At 73.9% G+C, this 17,689-nt stretch carries 15 protein-coding genes and 1 riboswitch; of the genes, 14 read left to right on the forward strand and 1 reads right to left on the reverse strand.

Annotation, left to right across the window (positions count from 1 at the left end; translation table 11 throughout):
* Positions 1 to 12: 12 nt before the first annotated feature.
* Entirely contained in the window at positions 13 to 828 is an 816-nt protein-coding gene (locus rosag_RS15155; protein WP_284350987.1) for a carboxypeptidase-like regulatory domain-containing protein, read from the reverse strand.
* 185 nt (positions 829 to 1,013) lie between these two features.
* On the opposite strand from rosag_RS15155, the gene rosag_RS15160 reads away from it, so the two are divergent.
* The 14 genes from rosag_RS15160 to rosag_RS15225 all read left to right on the forward strand — a co-directional run bounded on the left by rosag_RS15160 (position 1,014) and on the right by rosag_RS15225 (position 17,601).
* Positions 1,014 to 2,081 carry an ArsR/SmtB family transcription factor gene (locus rosag_RS15160; RefSeq protein WP_284350988.1) on the forward strand — a complete coding sequence of 356 codons (1,068 nt, stop codon included), beginning with the start codon at positions 1,014 to 1,016 and terminating at the stop codon, positions 2,079 to 2,081.
* A 16-nt stretch (positions 2,082 to 2,097) separates the two neighbouring features.
* A complete protein-coding gene (ahcY, locus tag rosag_RS15165) occupies positions 2,098 to 3,579 on the forward strand; it encodes an adenosylhomocysteinase (RefSeq protein ID WP_284350989.1) in 1,482 nt (493 codons plus the stop codon).
* 52 nt (positions 3,580 to 3,631) lie between these two features.
* Positions 3,632 to 4,858, forward strand: coding sequence for a methionine adenosyltransferase (gene metK, locus rosag_RS15170; RefSeq protein WP_284350990.1), 1,227 nt, complete (start codon positions 3,632 to 3,634; stop codon positions 4,856 to 4,858).
* Positions 4,859 to 4,973: 115 nt separating this feature from the next.
* Positions 4,974 to 5,516, forward strand: a complete 543-nt coding sequence (locus tag rosag_RS15175) for a bifunctional nuclease family protein (protein WP_284350991.1) — start codon at positions 4,974 to 4,976, stop codon at positions 5,514 to 5,516.
* Between the two features lie 26 nt (positions 5,517 to 5,542).
* Positions 5,543 to 6,823, forward strand: coding sequence for a hypothetical protein (locus tag rosag_RS15180; protein WP_284350992.1), 1,281 nt, complete (start codon positions 5,543 to 5,545; stop codon positions 6,821 to 6,823).
* A gap of 42 nt (positions 6,824 to 6,865) precedes the next feature.
* Positions 6,866 to 7,053: riboswitch (cobalamin riboswitch) on the forward strand.
* Positions 7,054 to 7,190: 137 nt separating this feature from the next.
* Positions 7,191 to 8,171 carry an ABC transporter substrate-binding protein gene (locus rosag_RS15185; RefSeq protein ID WP_284350993.1) on the forward strand — a complete coding sequence of 327 codons (981 nt, stop codon included), beginning with the start codon at positions 7,191 to 7,193 and terminating at the stop codon, positions 8,169 to 8,171.
* A complete protein-coding gene (locus rosag_RS15190) occupies positions 8,171 to 9,148 on the forward strand; it encodes a FecCD family ABC transporter permease (protein WP_284350994.1) in 978 nt (325 codons plus the stop codon). Before rosag_RS15185 ends, rosag_RS15190 begins: the two co-directional genes overlap by 1 nt.
* The gene (locus tag rosag_RS15195; protein WP_284350995.1) at positions 9,145 to 9,948 is read left to right on the forward strand and encodes an ABC transporter ATP-binding protein; all 804 of its coding nucleotides are present in this window, start codon (positions 9,145 to 9,147) and stop codon (positions 9,946 to 9,948) included. Before rosag_RS15190 ends, rosag_RS15195 begins: the two co-directional genes overlap by 4 nt.
* Positions 9,949 to 9,989: 41 nt before the next feature.
* Positions 9,990 to 12,017: a TonB-dependent receptor plug domain-containing protein gene (locus rosag_RS15200; protein ID WP_284350996.1), complete on the forward strand. Its 2,028-nt coding sequence runs from the start codon at positions 9,990 to 9,992 to the stop codon at positions 12,015 to 12,017.
* A gap of 146 nt (positions 12,018 to 12,163) precedes the next feature.
* Positions 12,164 to 14,515: a glycosyltransferase family 117 protein gene (locus rosag_RS15205; RefSeq protein ID WP_284350997.1), complete on the forward strand. Its 2,352-nt coding sequence runs from the start codon at positions 12,164 to 12,166 to the stop codon at positions 14,513 to 14,515.
* A gap of 131 nt (positions 14,516 to 14,646) precedes the next feature.
* Positions 14,647 to 15,501 (forward strand): hypothetical protein, encoded by an 855-nt coding sequence (locus rosag_RS15210; RefSeq protein WP_284350998.1) that lies wholly within the window; start codon positions 14,647 to 14,649, stop codon positions 15,499 to 15,501.
* 80 nt (positions 15,502 to 15,581) lie between these two features.
* Positions 15,582 to 16,367 (forward strand): DNA repair protein RecO, encoded by a 786-nt coding sequence (recO, locus tag rosag_RS15215; RefSeq protein ID WP_284350999.1) that lies wholly within the window; start codon positions 15,582 to 15,584, stop codon positions 16,365 to 16,367.
* A gap of 177 nt (positions 16,368 to 16,544) precedes the next feature.
* Entirely contained in the window at positions 16,545 to 17,033 is a 489-nt protein-coding gene (locus rosag_RS15220; RefSeq protein ID WP_284351000.1) for a hypothetical protein, read from the forward strand.
* A gap of 103 nt (positions 17,034 to 17,136) precedes the next feature.
* The gene (locus tag rosag_RS15225) at positions 17,137 to 17,601 is read left to right on the forward strand and encodes a hypothetical protein (protein WP_284351001.1); all 465 of its coding nucleotides are present in this window, start codon (positions 17,137 to 17,139) and stop codon (positions 17,599 to 17,601) included.
* Positions 17,602 to 17,689 lie beyond the last annotated feature (88 nt).

The following is a 17,689-nucleotide window of genomic DNA, read 5'->3' on the forward strand; positions in this document are numbered from 1 at the left end:
CCGCCGGCGCGCTCAGCGCGCGACCCGCGTGCGCGACCAGAAGAGGATCGTGCCGCACGGCGCACCCGTCCCGCCATACTGGCTGGGCGTCTGCGCGGCGCCGCGGTACACCTCGATGGCCTCGTAGTCGGCGACCTTGAACTCATCGACGTCCGGCGGGGGCTCGATGTTGGCCGACGTCGGCGCGAAGTAGCGCTGCCCGTCCACGTAGATCTGGTAGAAGCAGTACTTGCTGCCCCGCAGGCTCTGCCGGCCACGCGAGGAGCCGAGCGCGTTGTAGCCGCCGCTGTTGCTGGGGACGCGCACGATGGTCGCGCCGGGAATGCGGCGCAGCACGTTGCTCATCGGCGAGTGCTGGTTCTTCGCGAGCAGGCTGTCGCTGATGAAGGCGCCGCCGTTCGCGATGGCACGCTCGCGTTCGAAGGCGCGAACTGCCGGCGCCGCTGCCCGGTCGCGCACGTCGACCTGCGCCAGCGCCTGCACGCGCACCGGGAGCGCCAGCACGAGCGTGACGGTGTCGCCCGCGGCCAGGGTGACGCGGCGGGTCACCGGCTCGAACCCCAGCTTGCGTGCGACGACCTCGTGCGTGCCTGCGGGCACCGAGTCGACCTGGAAGGCCCCGTCCTCGCCGGACCGCACGGTGCGCTCCAGTCCAGGCAGGACGACCTCGGCCGCTCCGACGGGCCGGCCGGTGGCGTCGGGCGTCACGACCCTGCCGCGGATCACCCCCTGCTGGGCCCGGGCGGCGGACGGCGCGAGCAGCAGCGTCGCCAGCATCGCCAGCGTCGCCATCGTGGCGGACAGCGTCGGGAGGAGTCGGCGGGGCATGGAGGGAAGCGCGCGGGTTCGCATGGTGTTCGGGCCCGACCGGGGCCGGCCGGGTGCGTTCGGCGATATACGACGCGCGCGCGGGGCGGGGTAGAGCGCCGGCGGTGAGGCGGCGCCCGCTTGACGAGGTCGGAACACGCGGAGACATTTATCCGCTTATCCGGATGAACGGTTCATCTCTCCCCGTGAACGTCCTCGACGCTCTCGCCGCCCTCGCCGATCCGATCCGCGGACGGATCCTGCTCGCCCTCGAGCGCCACGAGCTGGCGGTCGGGGAGCTGGCGGCGGCGCTGCAACTCCCCCAGTCCACCGTGAGCCGGCATCTCAAGACGCTGGTCGACGCGGGGTGGGTGGACGCGCGGGCCGAGGGCGCGAGCCGTCGCTACCGCCTGCTCGCCGGCTCGCGCTCGGCGCCGACCGGGCGGCTCTGGGGCGCGGTGCGCGAGGGGATCGCCGCGCTGCCCGGCGCCGCGCACGACGCCGAGCGGCTGCGCGCGGTGCTCGCGGAGCGCCGGTCGGCGACGCGGACGTTCTTCTCGTCGTCCGCGGACGCCTGGGACCGCCTGCGGGTCGAGCTGTTCGGCGCGCGCGCCGATCTGCTGGCGCTGCTCGCGCTGCTCGACGACGCGCTCGTGATCGGCGACCTGGGGTGCGGCACCGGCGCCGCGGCCGAGGCGCTCGCGCCGTTCGTGCGTCGCGTCATCGCCGTCGATCACTCGCGCGAGATGCTCGCGCTGGCGCGGGCGCGCCTCGCGAGTCGGGGCAACGTCGAGCTGCGCGAGGGCGACCTCGAGGCGTTGCCCGTGGACGACGGGGAGCTCGACGCCGCGCTGCTCGCGCTGGTGCTGCACCACATCCCCGATCCGGGCGCCGTGCTCGCGGAGGCGGCGCGCGCCGTGCGCCCCGGGGGGCGGCTGCTCGTGGTGGACATGCTCCCGCACGACCGCGAGGTCTACCGCGTCGAGATGGGCCACGCCTGGCTCGGCTTCGACCGCGCGACGCTCGATGCGTGGGTCACGGGGGCGGGGTTCGAGCAGCTGCGCTTCGTGCCCGTGCCACCCGATCCCGCGGGCAAGGGGCCGCCGCTGTTCGCCGCCTCCGCACGCCGTCGCGTGGCGGTGTCCGCGCCCGCGCGTCCCGTGGGTGCGCCGGCCACCGACGTCGCGCCGCCGACTTCCGATTTGCCGTCGTCCGCAGAATCGTCCGATCCGTCTCTTCCCGCGCACGCCGTCGCGAACGGCGTCGCGCACTGACCCTTCAGGAGCCCGCATGAGCACTCTGCTCGAGCCCACCGCGGCCGGCGTGTCGGCCGACCGTCCCGCCTTCAAGGTCGCCGACCTCTCGCTCGCCGCGTGGGGCCGCAACGAGATCCGCCTCGCCGAGCAGGAGATGCCCGGCCTCATGGCGCTGCGCGCGCGCTACGCGGCGTCGCAGCCGCTGAAGGGCGCGAAGATCATGGGCTCGCTGCACATGACCGTGCAGACGGCCGTCCTCATCGAGACGCTGGTGGCCCTCGGCGCCGACGTGCGCTGGGTGAGCTGCAACATCTTCAGCACGCAGGACCACGCCGCCGCCGCCGTGGCGGTGGGCCCGAACGGCACCGTGGACGCGCCGAACGGCACGCCCGTGTTCGCGTGGAAGGGCGAGACGCTCGAGGAGTACTGGTGGTGCACCGAGCAGGCGCTGATGTGGCCCGACGGCACCGGCCCGAACCTCCTGCTGGATGACGGCGGCGACGCGACGCTGCTCGTGCACAAGGGCGCGGAGTACGAGAAGGCGGGCGCGATCCCGTCGTTCGACGCCGACAACGAGCCCGAGGAGTGGGGCGTCATCCTCGACCTGCTGCGCGCCGAGGCGGCGAGGAACCCGGGCCGCTGGACGAAGGTGCTGGCCGGCATCCGCGGCGTGTCCGAGGAGACGACGACGGGCGTGCACCGCCTGTACGAGATGCAGAAGGCCGGCACGCTCGCGTTCCCGGCGATCAACGTCAACGACTCGGTCACGAAGTCGAAGTTCGACAACCTGTACGGCTGCCGCCACTCGATCGTCGACGGGCTCAATCGCGCGACGGACGTGATGCTCGCCGGCAAGGTCGCGGTGGTGTTCGGCTACGGCGACGTGGGCAAGGGCTGCGCGCACGCGCTGCGCGGCCAGGGCGCGCGCGTCGTCGTCGTCGAGATCGATCCGATCTGCGCGCTGCAGGCGGCGATGGAGGGCTACCAGGTCGCGCGCCTGGAGGACGTGGTCGAGACGGCGGACATCTTCATCACGGCGACGGGGAACAAGAACATCATCACCGTCGAGCACATGGGCCGGATGAAGGACAAGGCCATCATCGGCAACATCGGCCACTTCGACAACGAGATCGACATGGCCGGCCTGAAGAAGGTCGAGGGCGCGCGCCGCATCAACATCAAGCCGCAGTACGACGAGTTCGTGCTGCCGAGCGGCCGCTCGATCCTGATCCTGGCCGAGGGGCGCCTGCTCAACCTCGGCTGCGCGACCGGCCACCCGAGCTTCGTGATGTCGGCCAGCTTCACCAACCAGGTGCTCGCGCAGCTGGAGCTGCACCAGAACGGCGGCTCGTACGAGCGGAAGGTGTACACGCTCCCCAAGAAGCTCGACGAGGAGGTCGCGCGCCTGCACCTCGAGAAGCTCGGCGTGCGCCTCACCGAGCTGACCCCCGACCAGGCGGCCTACATCGGCGTGCCGGTCGAGGGCCCGTACAAGCCCGACCACTACCGCTATTGAGCCGCGTGCTCGCCACGACCACGTCCTTCCTCACCCCGAGCCTCTCCCAACCGTGAGCACGCGCCTCTTCACCTCGGAGTCCGTCACCGAGGGTCATCCGGACAAGATCGCCGACCAGATCTCCGACGCCGTCCTCGACGCGCTCCTCTCCAAGGAGCCGACGGCCCGCGTCGCCTGCGAGACGCTGGTCACCACCGGCGTCGCCGTCATCGCCGGCGAGATCACGACCAACCAGTGGGTGGACCTGCAGGAGCTCGTGCGCAGCACGATCAAGGAGATCGGCTACAACGACGCGACGTTCGGCTTCGACAGCCACACGTGCGGCGTGATCAACATGATCGGCAAGCAGTCGCTCGACATCTCGCAGGGCGTGGACACCGGCGGCGCCGGCGACCAGGGCATGATGTTCGGCTACGCCACGGACGAGACGCCCGAGCTGATGCCGCTCCCGATCGTGCTGGCGCACGCGCTCACGCGTCGCCTCTCGGAGCTGCGCAAGAACGGCACGCTCGCGTGGCTGCGCCCGGACGGCAAGGCGCAGGTCAGCGTGCGCTACGAGCACGACCGCCCGGTCGCGGTCGAGACGGTCGTCGTCTCGACGCAGCACTCGGCCGACGTCGACAACGACACGATCCACCGCGAGATCAAGGCGCAGGTCATCAACCCGGTGATCGCGCAGTACGGGCTGCCGGTCGAGGGCATCACGTACCACATCAACCCGACGGGCCGCTTCGTGGTCGGCGGGCCGATGGGCGACGCGGGGCTGACGGGCCGCAAGATCATCGTCGACACCTACGGCGGCATGGGCCGTCACGGCGGCGGCGCGTTCTCGGGCAAGGATCCGTCGAAGGTCGACCGCTCGGCCGCCTACGCGGCGCGCTGGGTGGCCAAGAACGTCGTGAAGGCCGGCCTCGCGAAGCGCTGCGAGGTGCAGCTGGCGTACGCCATCGGCGTCGCGGAGCCGGTGTCGATCCTCGTCGACACGTTCGGCACGGGCCGCCTGCCCGACGCGGCGATCGAGCAGGCCGTGAAGGACACGTTCAAGCTGACGCCGAAGGCGATCATCGAGGCGCTCGAGCTGCGCACGCCGATCTTCGGCGAGACGGCGAAGTACGGGCACTTCGGCCGCACGCCGGGCAAGGTGACGGTGGCGGGCCGGACGTACGACACCTTCACGTGGGAGCGCACCGACAAGGCCGACGCGCTGCGCGAGGCGGCCGAGAAGGCCGCCGGCGAGACGGCGTCGTCGGGCGCGAAGGTGCTGGCCGGCGCGGCCTGAGCGACTGGCACTCCGCCACGCCCTTCGGGTACGTTCCAGAGGCGCCCGGGTCCCAGCTCAGCGGGATCCGGGCGCCGTCCGCATCGCGCCCGCACCCCGCCCTGGAGTCCTCCCGATGGTCGAAGTGGTCGTGTCCCGACTCGGCCTCGACAGCACGACGAACACCTACGTCGTCATCCTGCAGGAGAAGGGTGGCGCGCGCCTGCTGCCGATCTGGATCGGGCAGCCCGAGGCGGAGGCGATCGTCATGCAGATGAACAACGTCAAGCGCGAGCGGCCGCTCACGCACGACCTCTGCAAGTCGCTCATCCTCGGGCTGGGCGGGACGCTGCGTCGCGTGCAGATCACGAAGGTGCAGCAGCGCACGTACTTCGCCGAGCTGCACCTGGCGGGTCCCGGCGGTGCGGTGCAGGTGGACGCGCGGCCGTCGGACTCGATCGCGATCGCGCTCCGGCTGCAGGCGCCGATCTTCGCGCAGGAGTCGCTGCTGACGACGATGGAGGTCGACGAGGACGAGACGCCGGGCACGTACGCGTCGCCGCCCGCGACGCCGCCGGCCGCCTCCACCACGCCGGACCGCGACGAGCTGAGCGCCGAGCAGCTGAAGGCGTACCTCGAGAATCTGCGGCCCGAGGACTTCGGGAAGTTCAACCTCTGAGGCCCGCGATCCTGTCGTCCTCGATCGTGCGCGCGGCCGCCACGCTGGTCGCGCCGCTGCTCGTCGCGCTCGCGCCGCCGGTGCTGCGCGCGCAGGACGCGCCGCGCGCGGCCGTGCGCGACAGTGCGCGCGAGAGCGGCGTCTCGTCCGGCGAGGGGCTGGTGGACCGCCCCGTCACGCTCCCCGACGGCTCGCGGCGCGTGCTCGGCCGGGTGCTGCTCGTGCGCGACACGACGGAGCGGCCGGTGCCCGGCGCGTGGGTCACGCTGCACCGCGTCGGCTCCGATGGCGCAGGGCCGCTCGACTCCACGCGCACGCAGGGCGACGGCGGCTTCACCTTCCGCTACCGGCCCACGGGCGCGCCGGACGCGCTCTACTTCGCGTCCACGTCGTACGGCGGCATCGCGTACTTCACGTCGCCGCTGCGCGACGCGGAGTCGCGCGGCGAGGCGGCGGAGATCAGCGTCTTCGACACGACGTCGCGCGCGATCCCCATCACGGTGCGCGGCCGGCATCTGATCGTCTCCGCGCCCGTCGCCGACGGCTCGCGGAACGTGATCGAGGTGTTCGAGCTGACGAACGACACGAGCTTCACGGCCGTGCCGCCCACCGACGGCGCGCGCGGCACCTGGTCGGTCGCGCTGCCGCGCGGCGCCGCGGACTTCGCGGTGCGCCGCGGCGAGGTGCCGGACGACGGCATGAGCGCGGTCGGCGGGCGCGCCGTGCTGCTCACGCCGTTCGGGCCGGGGATCAAGCAGGTCGCGTTCACCTACAGGCTGCCGTCGGACGCGTTCCCGCTGCGGCTCGCGCTGGAGCGGCCGGTGACGGTGCTCGAGGTGCTGCTGGAGGATCCGCGCGGCTCGGCCACGGGCGCGGGCATCGTCCCCGTCGATCCGGTCGCGCTGGAGGGACGCACCTTCCGGCGCTTCCTCGCGCAGGACGTGAAGGAGGGCGCGACGGTCGACGTGGCGATGCCGGTGACGGCGCGTCGCTGGGACCGCGTCGTGCTGCCCGTGCTGCTGGTGACGATGGGTGGCGCGATGGTCCTGCTGCTCCTGCGCGCGACGCGACGGCAGCCGACGGGGGCGCATGTTCCACTCGCTGCCGCGAGCGTCGCGCCGCCCCGCGCCCCCGCGACCGACGACGACGAGCGCGAGCGGCTGCTGGCCGCGCTCGCGGCGCTCGACGACGACTTCGCCGCCCGCGGCGATGCGACCGCGGAGCAGCGCGCGGCCTACGACGTCGAGCGCGCCGCGCTCAAGGCGCGGCTCGCGGCCCGGCTTGCTGCCGCTCCGGCCGCCCGCTAGCTTCGCACCACGTCGCGCACCGTCGTGCGCGCCGGACAATCGAAGGGCAATCGCGCATTCGGGACACGGAAGCCGGTGAGACGCCGGCGCGGCCCCGCCACTGTAACGGGCAACAACGCGCGCTCGCGCGGCCTCCGAATGGAGGTCGCACCCACTGACCGGCGCGGCCGGTCGGGAAGGGGAGCGCCGCGGCCCGGAGCCAGGAGACGACCCACGTGCGCGCCACCATTCCAGGATCCTCGGGGGAGGGTCGGTGGCGATGTGACGACGTGTGGCGGTGGGGTCGGGACGTACGGCGCGAGCGTGGCGCCGTCCGACGTGCACGTTGTCGTGTTGCGGCCGTCCGCTCCCCAGCCGGACGGCCGTCGTGCATCCATCCCACCCATTCCTCGCGCGCGCGCTCGTCGCCGCGTCGCTCCTCGCGGCCTGCGACCGTGCGGCCACGCCGCGCGCGGCGGGCGACACCGCGATGGCCGTCGCCGCGACGGCCGTCGCGGCGACGGCCGCCGACTCGATCGTCCGCGACGACTACGGCGACACGGTCCGCGTGGGCGCGCGCCCACGGCGCATCGTCTCGCTGAACCCCGCGACGACCGAGATTCTGTTCGCGATCGGCGCCGGCGACCGCCTCGTCGGGCGCTCGCGCTGGGACGGCTGGCCGGCCGAGGCCCAGCGCGTGCCGGCCGTGGGCGACGGCATCCGCCCGAACCTCGAGGCGACGCTCGCCGCGCGCCCCGATCTCGTGCTCCTGTACGCGGGCGCGGAGAACCGCGACGCGGCGCGCGCGCTGCGCGCGGCGGGCATCGCGACGGCGGCCATCAAGGTCGATCGCCTCGACGACTTCCGGCGCGCGACGCGGCTGCTCGGCCGCTTGACGGGCGACACGGCGCGCGCGCGCACCGTCGTCGACTCGGTCGATGCGACGCTCGAGCGCGTGCGGCGCGTCGTCGCGGGGCGTCCGCGTCCGCGCGTGGTCTGGCCGATGTTCGGACGCCCGCTACTCGCCGTCGGCGGCGGCAGCTTCCAGCACGAGGTGCTCACCATCGCCGGCGGCGACAACGTCTTCGGCGACGATCCGAAGCCGGCCGTGCAGGTCTCGCGCGAGGAGGTGCTGCGCCGCGGCGCGGACGCGATGCTCGTCGGTCCCACGCGCGACGCCGAGGTGCGCGCCGACCCGGCGTGGCGTTCGCTGGCCGCGGTGCGCGACGGCCGCGTGCTCGTCGTCGACACGGCGGTCGTGTATCGCCCGGCGGTGCGACTCGGCGAGGCGGCGGTGAACCTTGCGCGCCTGCTGCATCCCGAGGTCGCGGACTCGCTCGCGCCGGTCGGCGCCGCGCCGCGCCCCTGATGCCGCGTTCGCGCTGGGCGCTCGCCGGGGTCGCGCTGCTGGTGGTCGCGTTCGTGGGCATCCTCGTCGGCTCGGTCGCCCTCACGCCCGCTGCCGTCTGGCAGGCGGTGCGCGGCACCGGCGACCCGATGGCCGTCACGATCGTGCGCGACCTGCGCGTGCCGCGCGTGGCGCTCGCCGCGCTCGTGGGCGCGGCGCTCGGCACCTCGGGCGGCGCGCTGCAGGGCGCGCTCCGCAACGCGCTCGCGGAGCCCTACCTGCTCGGCGTCTCGGGCGGTGCGGCGGTGGGCGCGGTGCTCACGTTCGCGTTCGGCGTCACCGATCCGATCCTCGTCCCCCTCGGCGCTTTCGTGGGCGCGGGAGCGGCCAGCGCCCTCGTGCTGGGCATCGCGCGCGTCAGCGGCGGGCGTGCGGATCCGCGGCTGCTCGTGATGGGCGGCGTCGTCGTCGGCGCGTTCGCGAACGCGATCGTCATGGTCGCGCTGGCCAACGCCTCCGCCGACACCATCCGCGACGCGCTCTGGTGGATGATGGGCTCCGTCGCCGATGCGCGTTGGCGGCAGGTCGCGGTGCTCGCGCTCTACGTGGTGCTCGCGGGCGGCGCGCTGCTGCGCTGGGCGCGCGACCTGGACGCGCTGGCGCTGGGGGAGGAGGCGGCCGCCGCCCTCGGCGTGGAGGTCGATCGCGTGGGGCCGCGCGTCTTCCTCGCCGCGTCGCTGCTGGCCGCGGCCAGCGTGGCGTCCGCGGGCCTCGTGGGCTTCGTCGGGCTCGTCGTCCCGCACCTCGCGCGCGCGCTCGGCGCCCGCGCGCACCGGCCGCTGCTGGCCGCGTCGGCGCTGTTCGGCGCGACGCTGGTGGTCGCCGCCGACGTGGCCGCGCGCACCGCGCGCCCGCCGTCCGAGCTTCCGCTCGGCGCCGTGACGGCGCTCGTGGGCGTGCCCTTCTTCCTCTGGCGGCTCGCGAGGTCCGCGTCGTGAGCGCGCCCGCGCTGCGCTTCGAGGACGTGCGCGTGCGCTATCCGCGCACGGAGCGGCCCGCGCTCGATGGCGTGTCGCTCGACGCGCCGGCCGGACGCGTCACGGCCGTCGTCGGTCCGAACGGCAGCGGCAAGAGCACGCTCGTGCGCGCGCTGCTCGGACGGGCGCCACTGACGGGTGGGCGCGTGCTCGTCGGAGGCGTCGACGCGCGCTCGCTCTCCGCGCGCGACCGGGCGCGCGCCGTGGCCGTGGTGCCGCAGCGCGAGGAGCCGGCGTTCCCGCTGGAGGTGCGCGAGTACGTCGCGCTCGGTCGCATGCCGCACGGCAGCCGCTGGGGTGGCCCGTCGCGCCGCGACGCGGAGGCGGTGGAGCGCGCGCTCCACGATGCCGGCATCGAGGCCTTCGCCGCTCGGATGACCGACGCGCTCTCCGGCGGCGAGTGGCAGCGCGTGCGGCTCGCGCGTGCGCTGGCGCAGGACGCCGGCACCCTCGTCCTCGACGAGCCCACCACCTTTCTCGATGTCGCGCACGAGATGGCGCTATTCGAGCTCGCCGACCGCGCCGCGCGCGATGGCCGGGCGGTGCTGCTCGTGAGCCACACGCTGAACCTCGTCGCGCGCTTCGCTGCGCACGTCGTGCTGCTGCACCACGGGCGCGTCGCCGCGGCCGGCACGCCGGACGCCGTCATGGACGGCCCGACGCTCGAGCGCGTGTACGAGTGGCCGCTCGTCGTCACGCGCGACCCGGCGGTCGGCGCGCCGGCCCTCGTCCCGCTGCGCGGCTGGCGCCGCGCGCGATGATCACGAACGATTTCTCATTCTCTCGATCCTCAGGCCTCGTCATGTCCCGCCTCGCACGCCTCTCCGTCGCCGCCGCCCTCGCGCCGTTCGCGACGCCAGCACTCGCCCAGCAGACCGCCGCGCCAGGCACGGCGCGTGACACGGCGGGCATGCGCCCCGTCGTCGTGACGGCGACGCGCGTCGCGGTCCCCACCGCCGCACCCACCGCCAGCACCACCGTGCTGCAGGGCGCCGAGCTGCGTGCGCGTGGCGTGCTGACGGTGACCGACGCGCTGCGCGAGGTGCCGGGCGCCGCGGTCGTGCAGCAGGGCTCGTGGGGCGGGCTGACGTCGCTCTTCGTGCGCGGCGGGGAGAGCCGCTACACGAAGGTGCTGATCGACGGCGTGCCGGCCAACCAGCCCGGCGGGCAGCTCGATCTCGCCTTCCTGAGCCTCGACGACGTCGAGCGCATCGAGGTGGTGCGCGGACCGACGAGCGTCCTGTACGGCTCCGACGCGATCTCCGGCGTCGTGCAGATCTTCACCCGCCAGGGGCGCGGTCCCGCGGCCGTGCGCGGCAGCGTGCGCGGCGGCTCGTTCGGCAGCGCCGACGCGGACGTCGGCGCGAGCGGTGGCTGGAGCCGCGGCTCGTACGCGATCGGCGCGGCGCACCACCGGTCGAACGGCCTGTTGGGCGACACGTCGGTCACGGTCCGCGGCACGACCGCCGACGTCGAGAACGGCTTCCGCAACACCGTGCTCACGGCGAGCGCGCGCCTGGTGCCCGACGCGCGCTCGGACGTGCGGGCGTCGGTGCGCTGGAACGACGGCCGGTTCCACTATCCGACCGGCTTCGACGGCGCGATCGTCCCGCTGCAGGACGCCACGCGCGACGATCGCCGCCTGCTCGCGACCATCGACGCCGGCCGTCGCCTCACCGAGCGCCTCGAGACGCGCCTCGTGCTCGCGTCGCACACGATGCGCTTCCAGTCGTCGAACCTTCCGTCGGCGGCGATGGACACGCTGCGCTCCTACTTGCGCAGCACGAGCGACGTCTTCCGGCGCAGCGCCGAGGCGCGTGCGAACCTCTACGTTCGCCCGGGCGACGTGCTCACGGGCGGCGTGGAGCTGTCGTCGCAGGGCGAGGAGAGCCGCGGCTGGACGCGCTCGCGCACGGGACCGCAGGTGCCCGCGGTGCCCTTCGACCAGTCGCGGCGCAACGTGGGCTACTACGCGCAGTGGCTCGGCGACGTCGCGGACCGGTTCACGTACTCGCTGAGCGGCCGCGTGGACGACAACCAGCGCTTCGGGACGTTCACTACCGCGCGCGCGAGCGCGGCGTACGCGCTGCCCACCGCGACGCGGGTCCGCGCGGCGTTCGGCACCGCGTTCAAGGAGCCGCTGTTCAGCGAGAACTTCTCGACGGCATTCTCGCGTGGCAATCCGGACCTCGGGCCGGAGCGGTCGCGCTCCTGGGAGCTGGCGGCCGAGCAGTCCATCGGCGGCGTGGTGACGCTCGGCGCGACGTGGTTCGACCAGCGCTTCCGCGACATGATCCAGTATCGCCCCATCCCGCGCGGCGCGCCGGCGAGCGACTCGGTCAACTACTTCAACCTCGGCGCCGCGAACGCGAGCGGCGTGGAGCTGGAGGCGCGGCTCGCGGAGCGGCGCGGCGTCTCGCTGGTCGCCGCGTACACCTATCTGCGCACGCGCGTCGTCGATCCGGGCGCGAGCGGCCCGCCGTCGTTCGCGCGCGACAGCGCGCTCCTGCGCCGTCCCGCGCACGTCGCGACGGCCACGGCGACCTACCGCGTGCCCCGGCGCGGCGCGCTGGCGCTGACGTCGAGCTACGTGGGGACGCGCACCGACGCGGACTTCGCCGTGTTCCCGTCGCCGCGCGTCACGCTGGGCGGCTACGCCCGCTTCGACGCTGCGGCCGACGTGCAGGTCACGCAGCCGGCGGGGCGGCGTCCGGGCGTCGCCCTCACGCTCCGGGTCGACAACGCGCTCGACCGACCGTACGAGCCGGTGAAGCGCTACGAGGCGCCGGGCCGTGTCGTGCTCGTGGGCGCGCGCTTCGGCACGCCCTGATCGACCCGGACAGGCGCGCGAGGGCGGTTCAAACCCTCGCCGGGGGCGGTCTGTCCGACGGAGGCTGTGCCGTGCCGTCGACCGTCCGCCCTCACGTGCCTGCCATGTCCGCGACCCCGATCCCCGAGCGCGCCCGAGCGCGCGCCATGACCGCACCCGCTCTCGCCGCCGCGGGGTTGCTCGCCGTGCTGGCGGGATACGTGGACCTCTGGCGCGGCGGCGTCTCGCTCGCGGCGGTGCTGCTGGTCCTGGGCTACTGCGCGCTGCTGCCCGCGGCACTCTGGGCGTCGCGCGCGCGCGGTGAGCCGGTGCCGGGCCGCGAGCGGCCGCCGTACGGCATCGCGGCGCTGGTGGGCCTCGCCGTGCTGGCGCTCTACGTCGCCACGCTCGCGCCGACGACCGCGATGTGGGACGCGAGCGAGTACATCGCGGTGGCCAAGGTTCTCGGGCTGCCGCATCCGCCGGGCAACCCGCTCTTCGTGCTGCTGGCGCACGTCGCCGGCCTGGTGCCGATCCCGGTCTCGTACGCGGCGCGCATCAACCTGCTCGCGGCGGCCGCCAGCGCGGCGAGCGCCGCGCTCTGGTTCCTCTGCACGGAGCGCGCGCTGCGCTCGCCGCTCGCCGCGCGCGTGCCGCGCCTCGCCGCGGCGGCCGCCGGCTCGTTGCTCGGCGCCACGGCGTTCACGGTCTGGAACCAGAGCGTCGTCAACGAGAAGGTCTACACGGTCTCGCTGCTCGGCCTCGCGCTGACGTCGTGGCTCGTGCTGCGCTGGCTGGACGCGCAGGACGCGGTGGATGCCGCGACGCCGCAGGCTCGGCCCTCCGCCACGTCGCGCGGCGACCGGCTGCTCGTCGTGATGGCGTGGGTCGCGGGGCTCGGCTACGCGGTGCACCCGGCCGGCTTCCTCACCGGTCCCGCGGTCGCGGCCGCGGTGCTGATGCGGCGTCCCTCGGTGCTGCTGCGCTGGCGGCTGCTGCTCGTGCTGGGCGTCGCGGTCGTCGGCGCGCTCACGCTCTTCGCGGTCGAGCCCATCCGCTCGGCGCACCTGCCGCCGATCAACGAGGGGATGCCGACCGCCTGCGAGCAGGGCCGGCCGCGGGTGGACTGCACGCTGAGCGCGGAGACGGGACGTCGCCTCATGGCCAACATCCGCCGCGAGCAGTACGGCGGCCACCCGGTGATGGAGCGCAAGGCGCCGTTCGGCGCACAGCTCGGGATGTGGTGGCTGTACTTCGAGTGGCAGTGGCTGCGCGATCCCGACGGCCGCGCGCCGGCCGCCCAGCGCACGCTCGCGATGGCGTTCCTCGTGCTCGCGGTGCTCGGGCTCGTAGCGCTCCGTCGCCGGGAGCGCGCGGCGTGGTGGTACCTCGCGCCGCTCGCGGGGACGCTGACGCTGGCGCTCGTCTTCTACCTGAACTTCAACTACGGCTACTCGCAGGCCCCATCGCTCGGCGACACGGTGCCGCGCGAGGTGCGCGACCGCGACTACTTCTTCGTCTGGACCTACTCGGCGTGGGGGATGTTCGCGGCGCTCGGCCTGGCGGCGCTCTGGCGCGCGCTCGCGGATGGGCTGATGGCGCGCGGCGCACCCGCGCGGCGCGCGTGGGCGATGGCGGCGCCCGTGCTCGCGCTCGCGCTCGTGCCGGCGTTCGGCAACGCGACCGCCGCGTCGCGCGCCGGGCAGACCTTCACGCGCGAGTGGGCGGTGGATCTGCTGAACTCCGTCGAGCCGTACGGCGTGCTGGTCACCAACGGCGACAACGACAGCTTCCCGCTCTGGTACGCGCAGCAGGTGGAGGGCGTGCGACGCGACGTGACGGTGGCGCTGGTGCCGTACCTCGGCCTGCCGTGGTACGCGCGGCAGCTGCTGGTGCAGCCGCCCGCCGCGTACGACCCGGCGCGCGGGCCGGCGCTCTACGCGGCCATGCGCACGCCGCGGCCCACGCAGCCGCTCTGGGACCTGACGCCGCGCGGGACCGACGCGATCCCCGACTACGTGCAGCTCGCCGAGCCGCAGCGCTTCCAGCACGGCGAGATGGACGTCACCGTGCCGGCGGGCGTGCTCACGCGCGACCAGCTCCTGGTGCTGCGCGCCATCAAGGACTCGTTCCCGGAGCGCCCGGTCTACTTCACGAATCCAGGCTATCCCGCCGCGCTGGGCTTCGGCGCGTACGTGCGGCAGCAGGGCCTCGCGTACCGCCTGGAGCCGCGCCCGCTGGTCGCGAGCGCGACGCTGGTGCCGGTTAGCGGCGTCCACGTCGACGTCCCGCGCTCCGTGGCGCTCTGGTCGTCGACGTATCGAGGCACGACCGCGCTGCTCCGCGAGGGGCAGTGGGTCGACCGCGCGTCGGCGAACATCCCGGCGAACTACGCGCTCACCGGCCAGCAGCTCGCGACGGCGCTGGCGGCCAGCGGGGACACCGGCGCGGCGATGCGCGTGGCGCGCCAGGTCGAGGCGATGGCGCGCTCCGCGCGGCTGCTGCCCGCGGGCGAGTGAGCGTGGCGCGCGCGCCGCGGTGCAGCTGACCCATTCGGCGAGGTCGGCATCGGACGTACGATGGGCCCGTCGCGCCGCGCCGTGGGAGTCGCCACGGCGCGCGCGATCCGACCCACACCGCACCTCTCCCGATGTCCCGACCCTTCAGCTCCGTACTTCGGAGTCGCCTGCTGCTCGCCACGCTCGTCGCGGCGGTCGTTCCGGCCGCCGTGCGCGCGCAGTCCACGCAGCCCGACTTCCCGCCGCAGCCCACCGAGGCGCGGGTGTACTACGCCGGCAACCAGAGCCGCGGCATGTCGGAGTGGTATCCGACCGAGGCGCACGCCGAGGTGAACGACCCGGCTGGGATGTACGAGGCGTCGGCGACCGCCGTGCAGTCGCAGGGACGGCTGTCGATCTACGTGGCGACCCAGCCCTCACAGTGGAACAGCCACAACACGGAGGCCATCGCCCGCCTCGGCGGCGTCCTCCAAGTGAGCAACTTCGGGCCGGCCGCGCTGATGCAGCCGTTCCAGTTCTACACGCACGGCACGTTCGACGCGACCGCCGCGCCCCAGTCCAACTACTCGTTCCAGTACTACTACTCCATCTCGGAGTGGACGGGGACGCAGTGGTCGCTGCTGTGGCGCACGCCGATCCGCGTGAACTACTCGTCGCAGTACGGCACCACCTATGAGCTGGAGAACGTCACGGGCGCGAGCTTCCTCGTCGCCGCGGGCTCCACGCGCACCTTCGGCATCAGCGCCTCGCTGTACGCGCAGGCCGCCGCGGGCGCTATCGCCGACATGTCGCACACGGCGCGCATCTACGCGACGCCCACGGCCGGCCTGACGGCAGCAGGGGTCAACGGCTTCCTGTCGGAGCAGGCGATTCCCGAGTGGGCGCAGCCGGCCGTCGTGACGACGCCGGAGCCGGCGACGCTGCTGCTGGTCGCGCCGGCGCTCGCGCTGGTCGCCGTCGTCCGCCGTCGGCGCCGCGAGGGCTGAGCCGGCCGGACGGCGCGCGCCAGGGGAGCGACATGCTCTGCGGCGCGTCTCGCGGCCGCGACAGGCCATAGATTCCCGGCATGTCCCTCGTCGTCACCGACGCCGTCGTCCTGCACGCCTTCGACTACCTGGAGAGCTCGCGCGTGCTGCGCCTGGCGACGCGCGAGCACGGCGTGCAGTCGGTGCTGGCGAAGGGCGCGCGCCGCTCGCAGAAGCGCTTCGGCGGCGCGGTCGACCTGTTCGCCGAGGGGCAGGCGCAGTACTACGCGAAGGCGGGGCGCGACCTGCACACCCTCGCGTCGATGGACGTGACACGCGCGCGCTTCGGCCTCGCGGCCGATCTGGAGCGCTTCGCGGCGGGAGCCGCGCTCGCGGAGCTGGTGCTGCGCTTCGCCCGCGACGAGAGCCAGCCCGCGTGGTACGACACGCTGGTGCAGGCGCTCGACACGCTCGCCGCCGCGCCGCCGGCCGGTGCGCGTGGCGCCGGCATCGCCGGCGCGTGGCGGGTGATCGCCGCGCTCGGCTTCTCGCCGGCGGTCGATCACTGCGCGAGCTGCCACGACCCCATCGCGGAGGACCGGCCGTCGCGCTTCAGCCACCCGGCGGGCGGCGCGCTCTGCGACCGCTGCGCGCGCACGTCGGGAGCGGGCCGCGTGCTGCCGGCCGAGGCGCGCGCCGCGCTGCGCGCCTGGCTAGGGGATGGTTCCGACGCCGCCGCGCTGCCGCTCGTCGACGCGGCGACTGCGCGCGCGCACCAGCGGCTGCTGCGCGAGTTCCTGCGCGAGCACCTGGTGGACGAGCGGCCGCTCCGGGCGTTCGAGAGCTGGGAGTCCACGCGCTACGACGTGCCCGAGCCGGCGTCCTGACCGTCGGGACCGCCGGCCACATCGACCCCCGGAGGACGGCGCTCGCGCGCGCTGGGGGTCATCGACACCGAACCGCGCGCCGGAGGAGCAGCGCCGCGGCATGCGGGGGCGTGCCGCGATCGGTCCTGCCGATCCGGCCGGCGTGCGCCCGTCCACGGTCGAGGCGTACCGGCGGTAGTGGCGGACCTCGTGCTCGCGCGTCTACAGGATACCGGTACGGTCCAGCTCGACGGGGCGCGCGTGCGTCGCGCGGGCTGGATGCCGGCGCCGTCGGCCGCGCACCGACGCGTGCTCGACGCGCTGCCGGATCGGTTGGCGGCCGCGGGGCTGGCCCGGCCGACGACGGTCGAGCGGACCGCCGAGCTCGGGGTAGAAGTGCCGGCGCCGCGCGCGCCGGGCCAGCCGGACGCTCGGGTGGTCGCGTTGGACCCGGAACGGACGCGCACGGCGGACGCGTTGCACCGGGGCATCGCGCTGCTGGCCGGCCGCTGCACCCCTGGCGAGATCTACCTGCCCGGAACGCGCCGTGGGATGCGCGAAAGATCGAGAATGCACTTCATGTCGGTGCTCGAACACCTTGACCGGGAGGGACTTACCGCTCTTGTGGCCGATAGTCGCCGGTGGCGCGGCGGGCCTGGCACTTCGTGTGCCACATCACATGCTTGACACCGCCTGCTCGGTCCGTTAGCGTCTCAGCAGGCGTAGTCTGTTCCGTCCACCACAACAGGAGTCCTGCCAAGGAACCTAGTCCGTCAAATTGGAGAGGCACATGAAGCTCCGTTGGGCAGCACTCATCGCAGTGCTCGCTCTCAGCGCGCTCATGCCACGTCCCACGGAAGCGCAGGCCAGCGGGCAACCCCCGCAGTCGGCGCGACGCAATGGAAGTCTCGGGCAGAACTATCCGAACCCGTTCAATCCCGAGACGACCATCCCCTTCTCGATCGGCGAGCCTGGCTGCACCGATCAGACCCGGCAGTATCGGGTGACCATCCGCATCTACAACCTGCTCGCGCAGGTCGTCGCGGTGCCGGTCATCCAGGGTTCCGGTGCAGTGGGTGCCGGTGGCGGTCCTCCCGCCGTCGAGAACCTCACCCTCGGGTGCGGGTCCTACAGGGCCTACTGGGACGGCAAGTACCTGAACAGCAGCCGAGAGGCCGCCTCGGGCGTGTATCTCTACCGGCTGGATGTGGATGGCAAGGTCGAAGGCGTCAAGAAGTTCCTCGTCACCAAGTAGCACCGGTGGCGATGACGCCCCGGTCGCCTTCCGAGCGAGCGACAGCACAACCCGCATGACTCGATGCCCCGTCAGGTCCGCCTGGCGG

It is taken from the genome of Roseisolibacter agri, assembly GCF_030159095.1.
Classification (GTDB): domain Bacteria; phylum Gemmatimonadota; class Gemmatimonadetes; order Gemmatimonadales; family Gemmatimonadaceae; genus Roseisolibacter; species Roseisolibacter agri.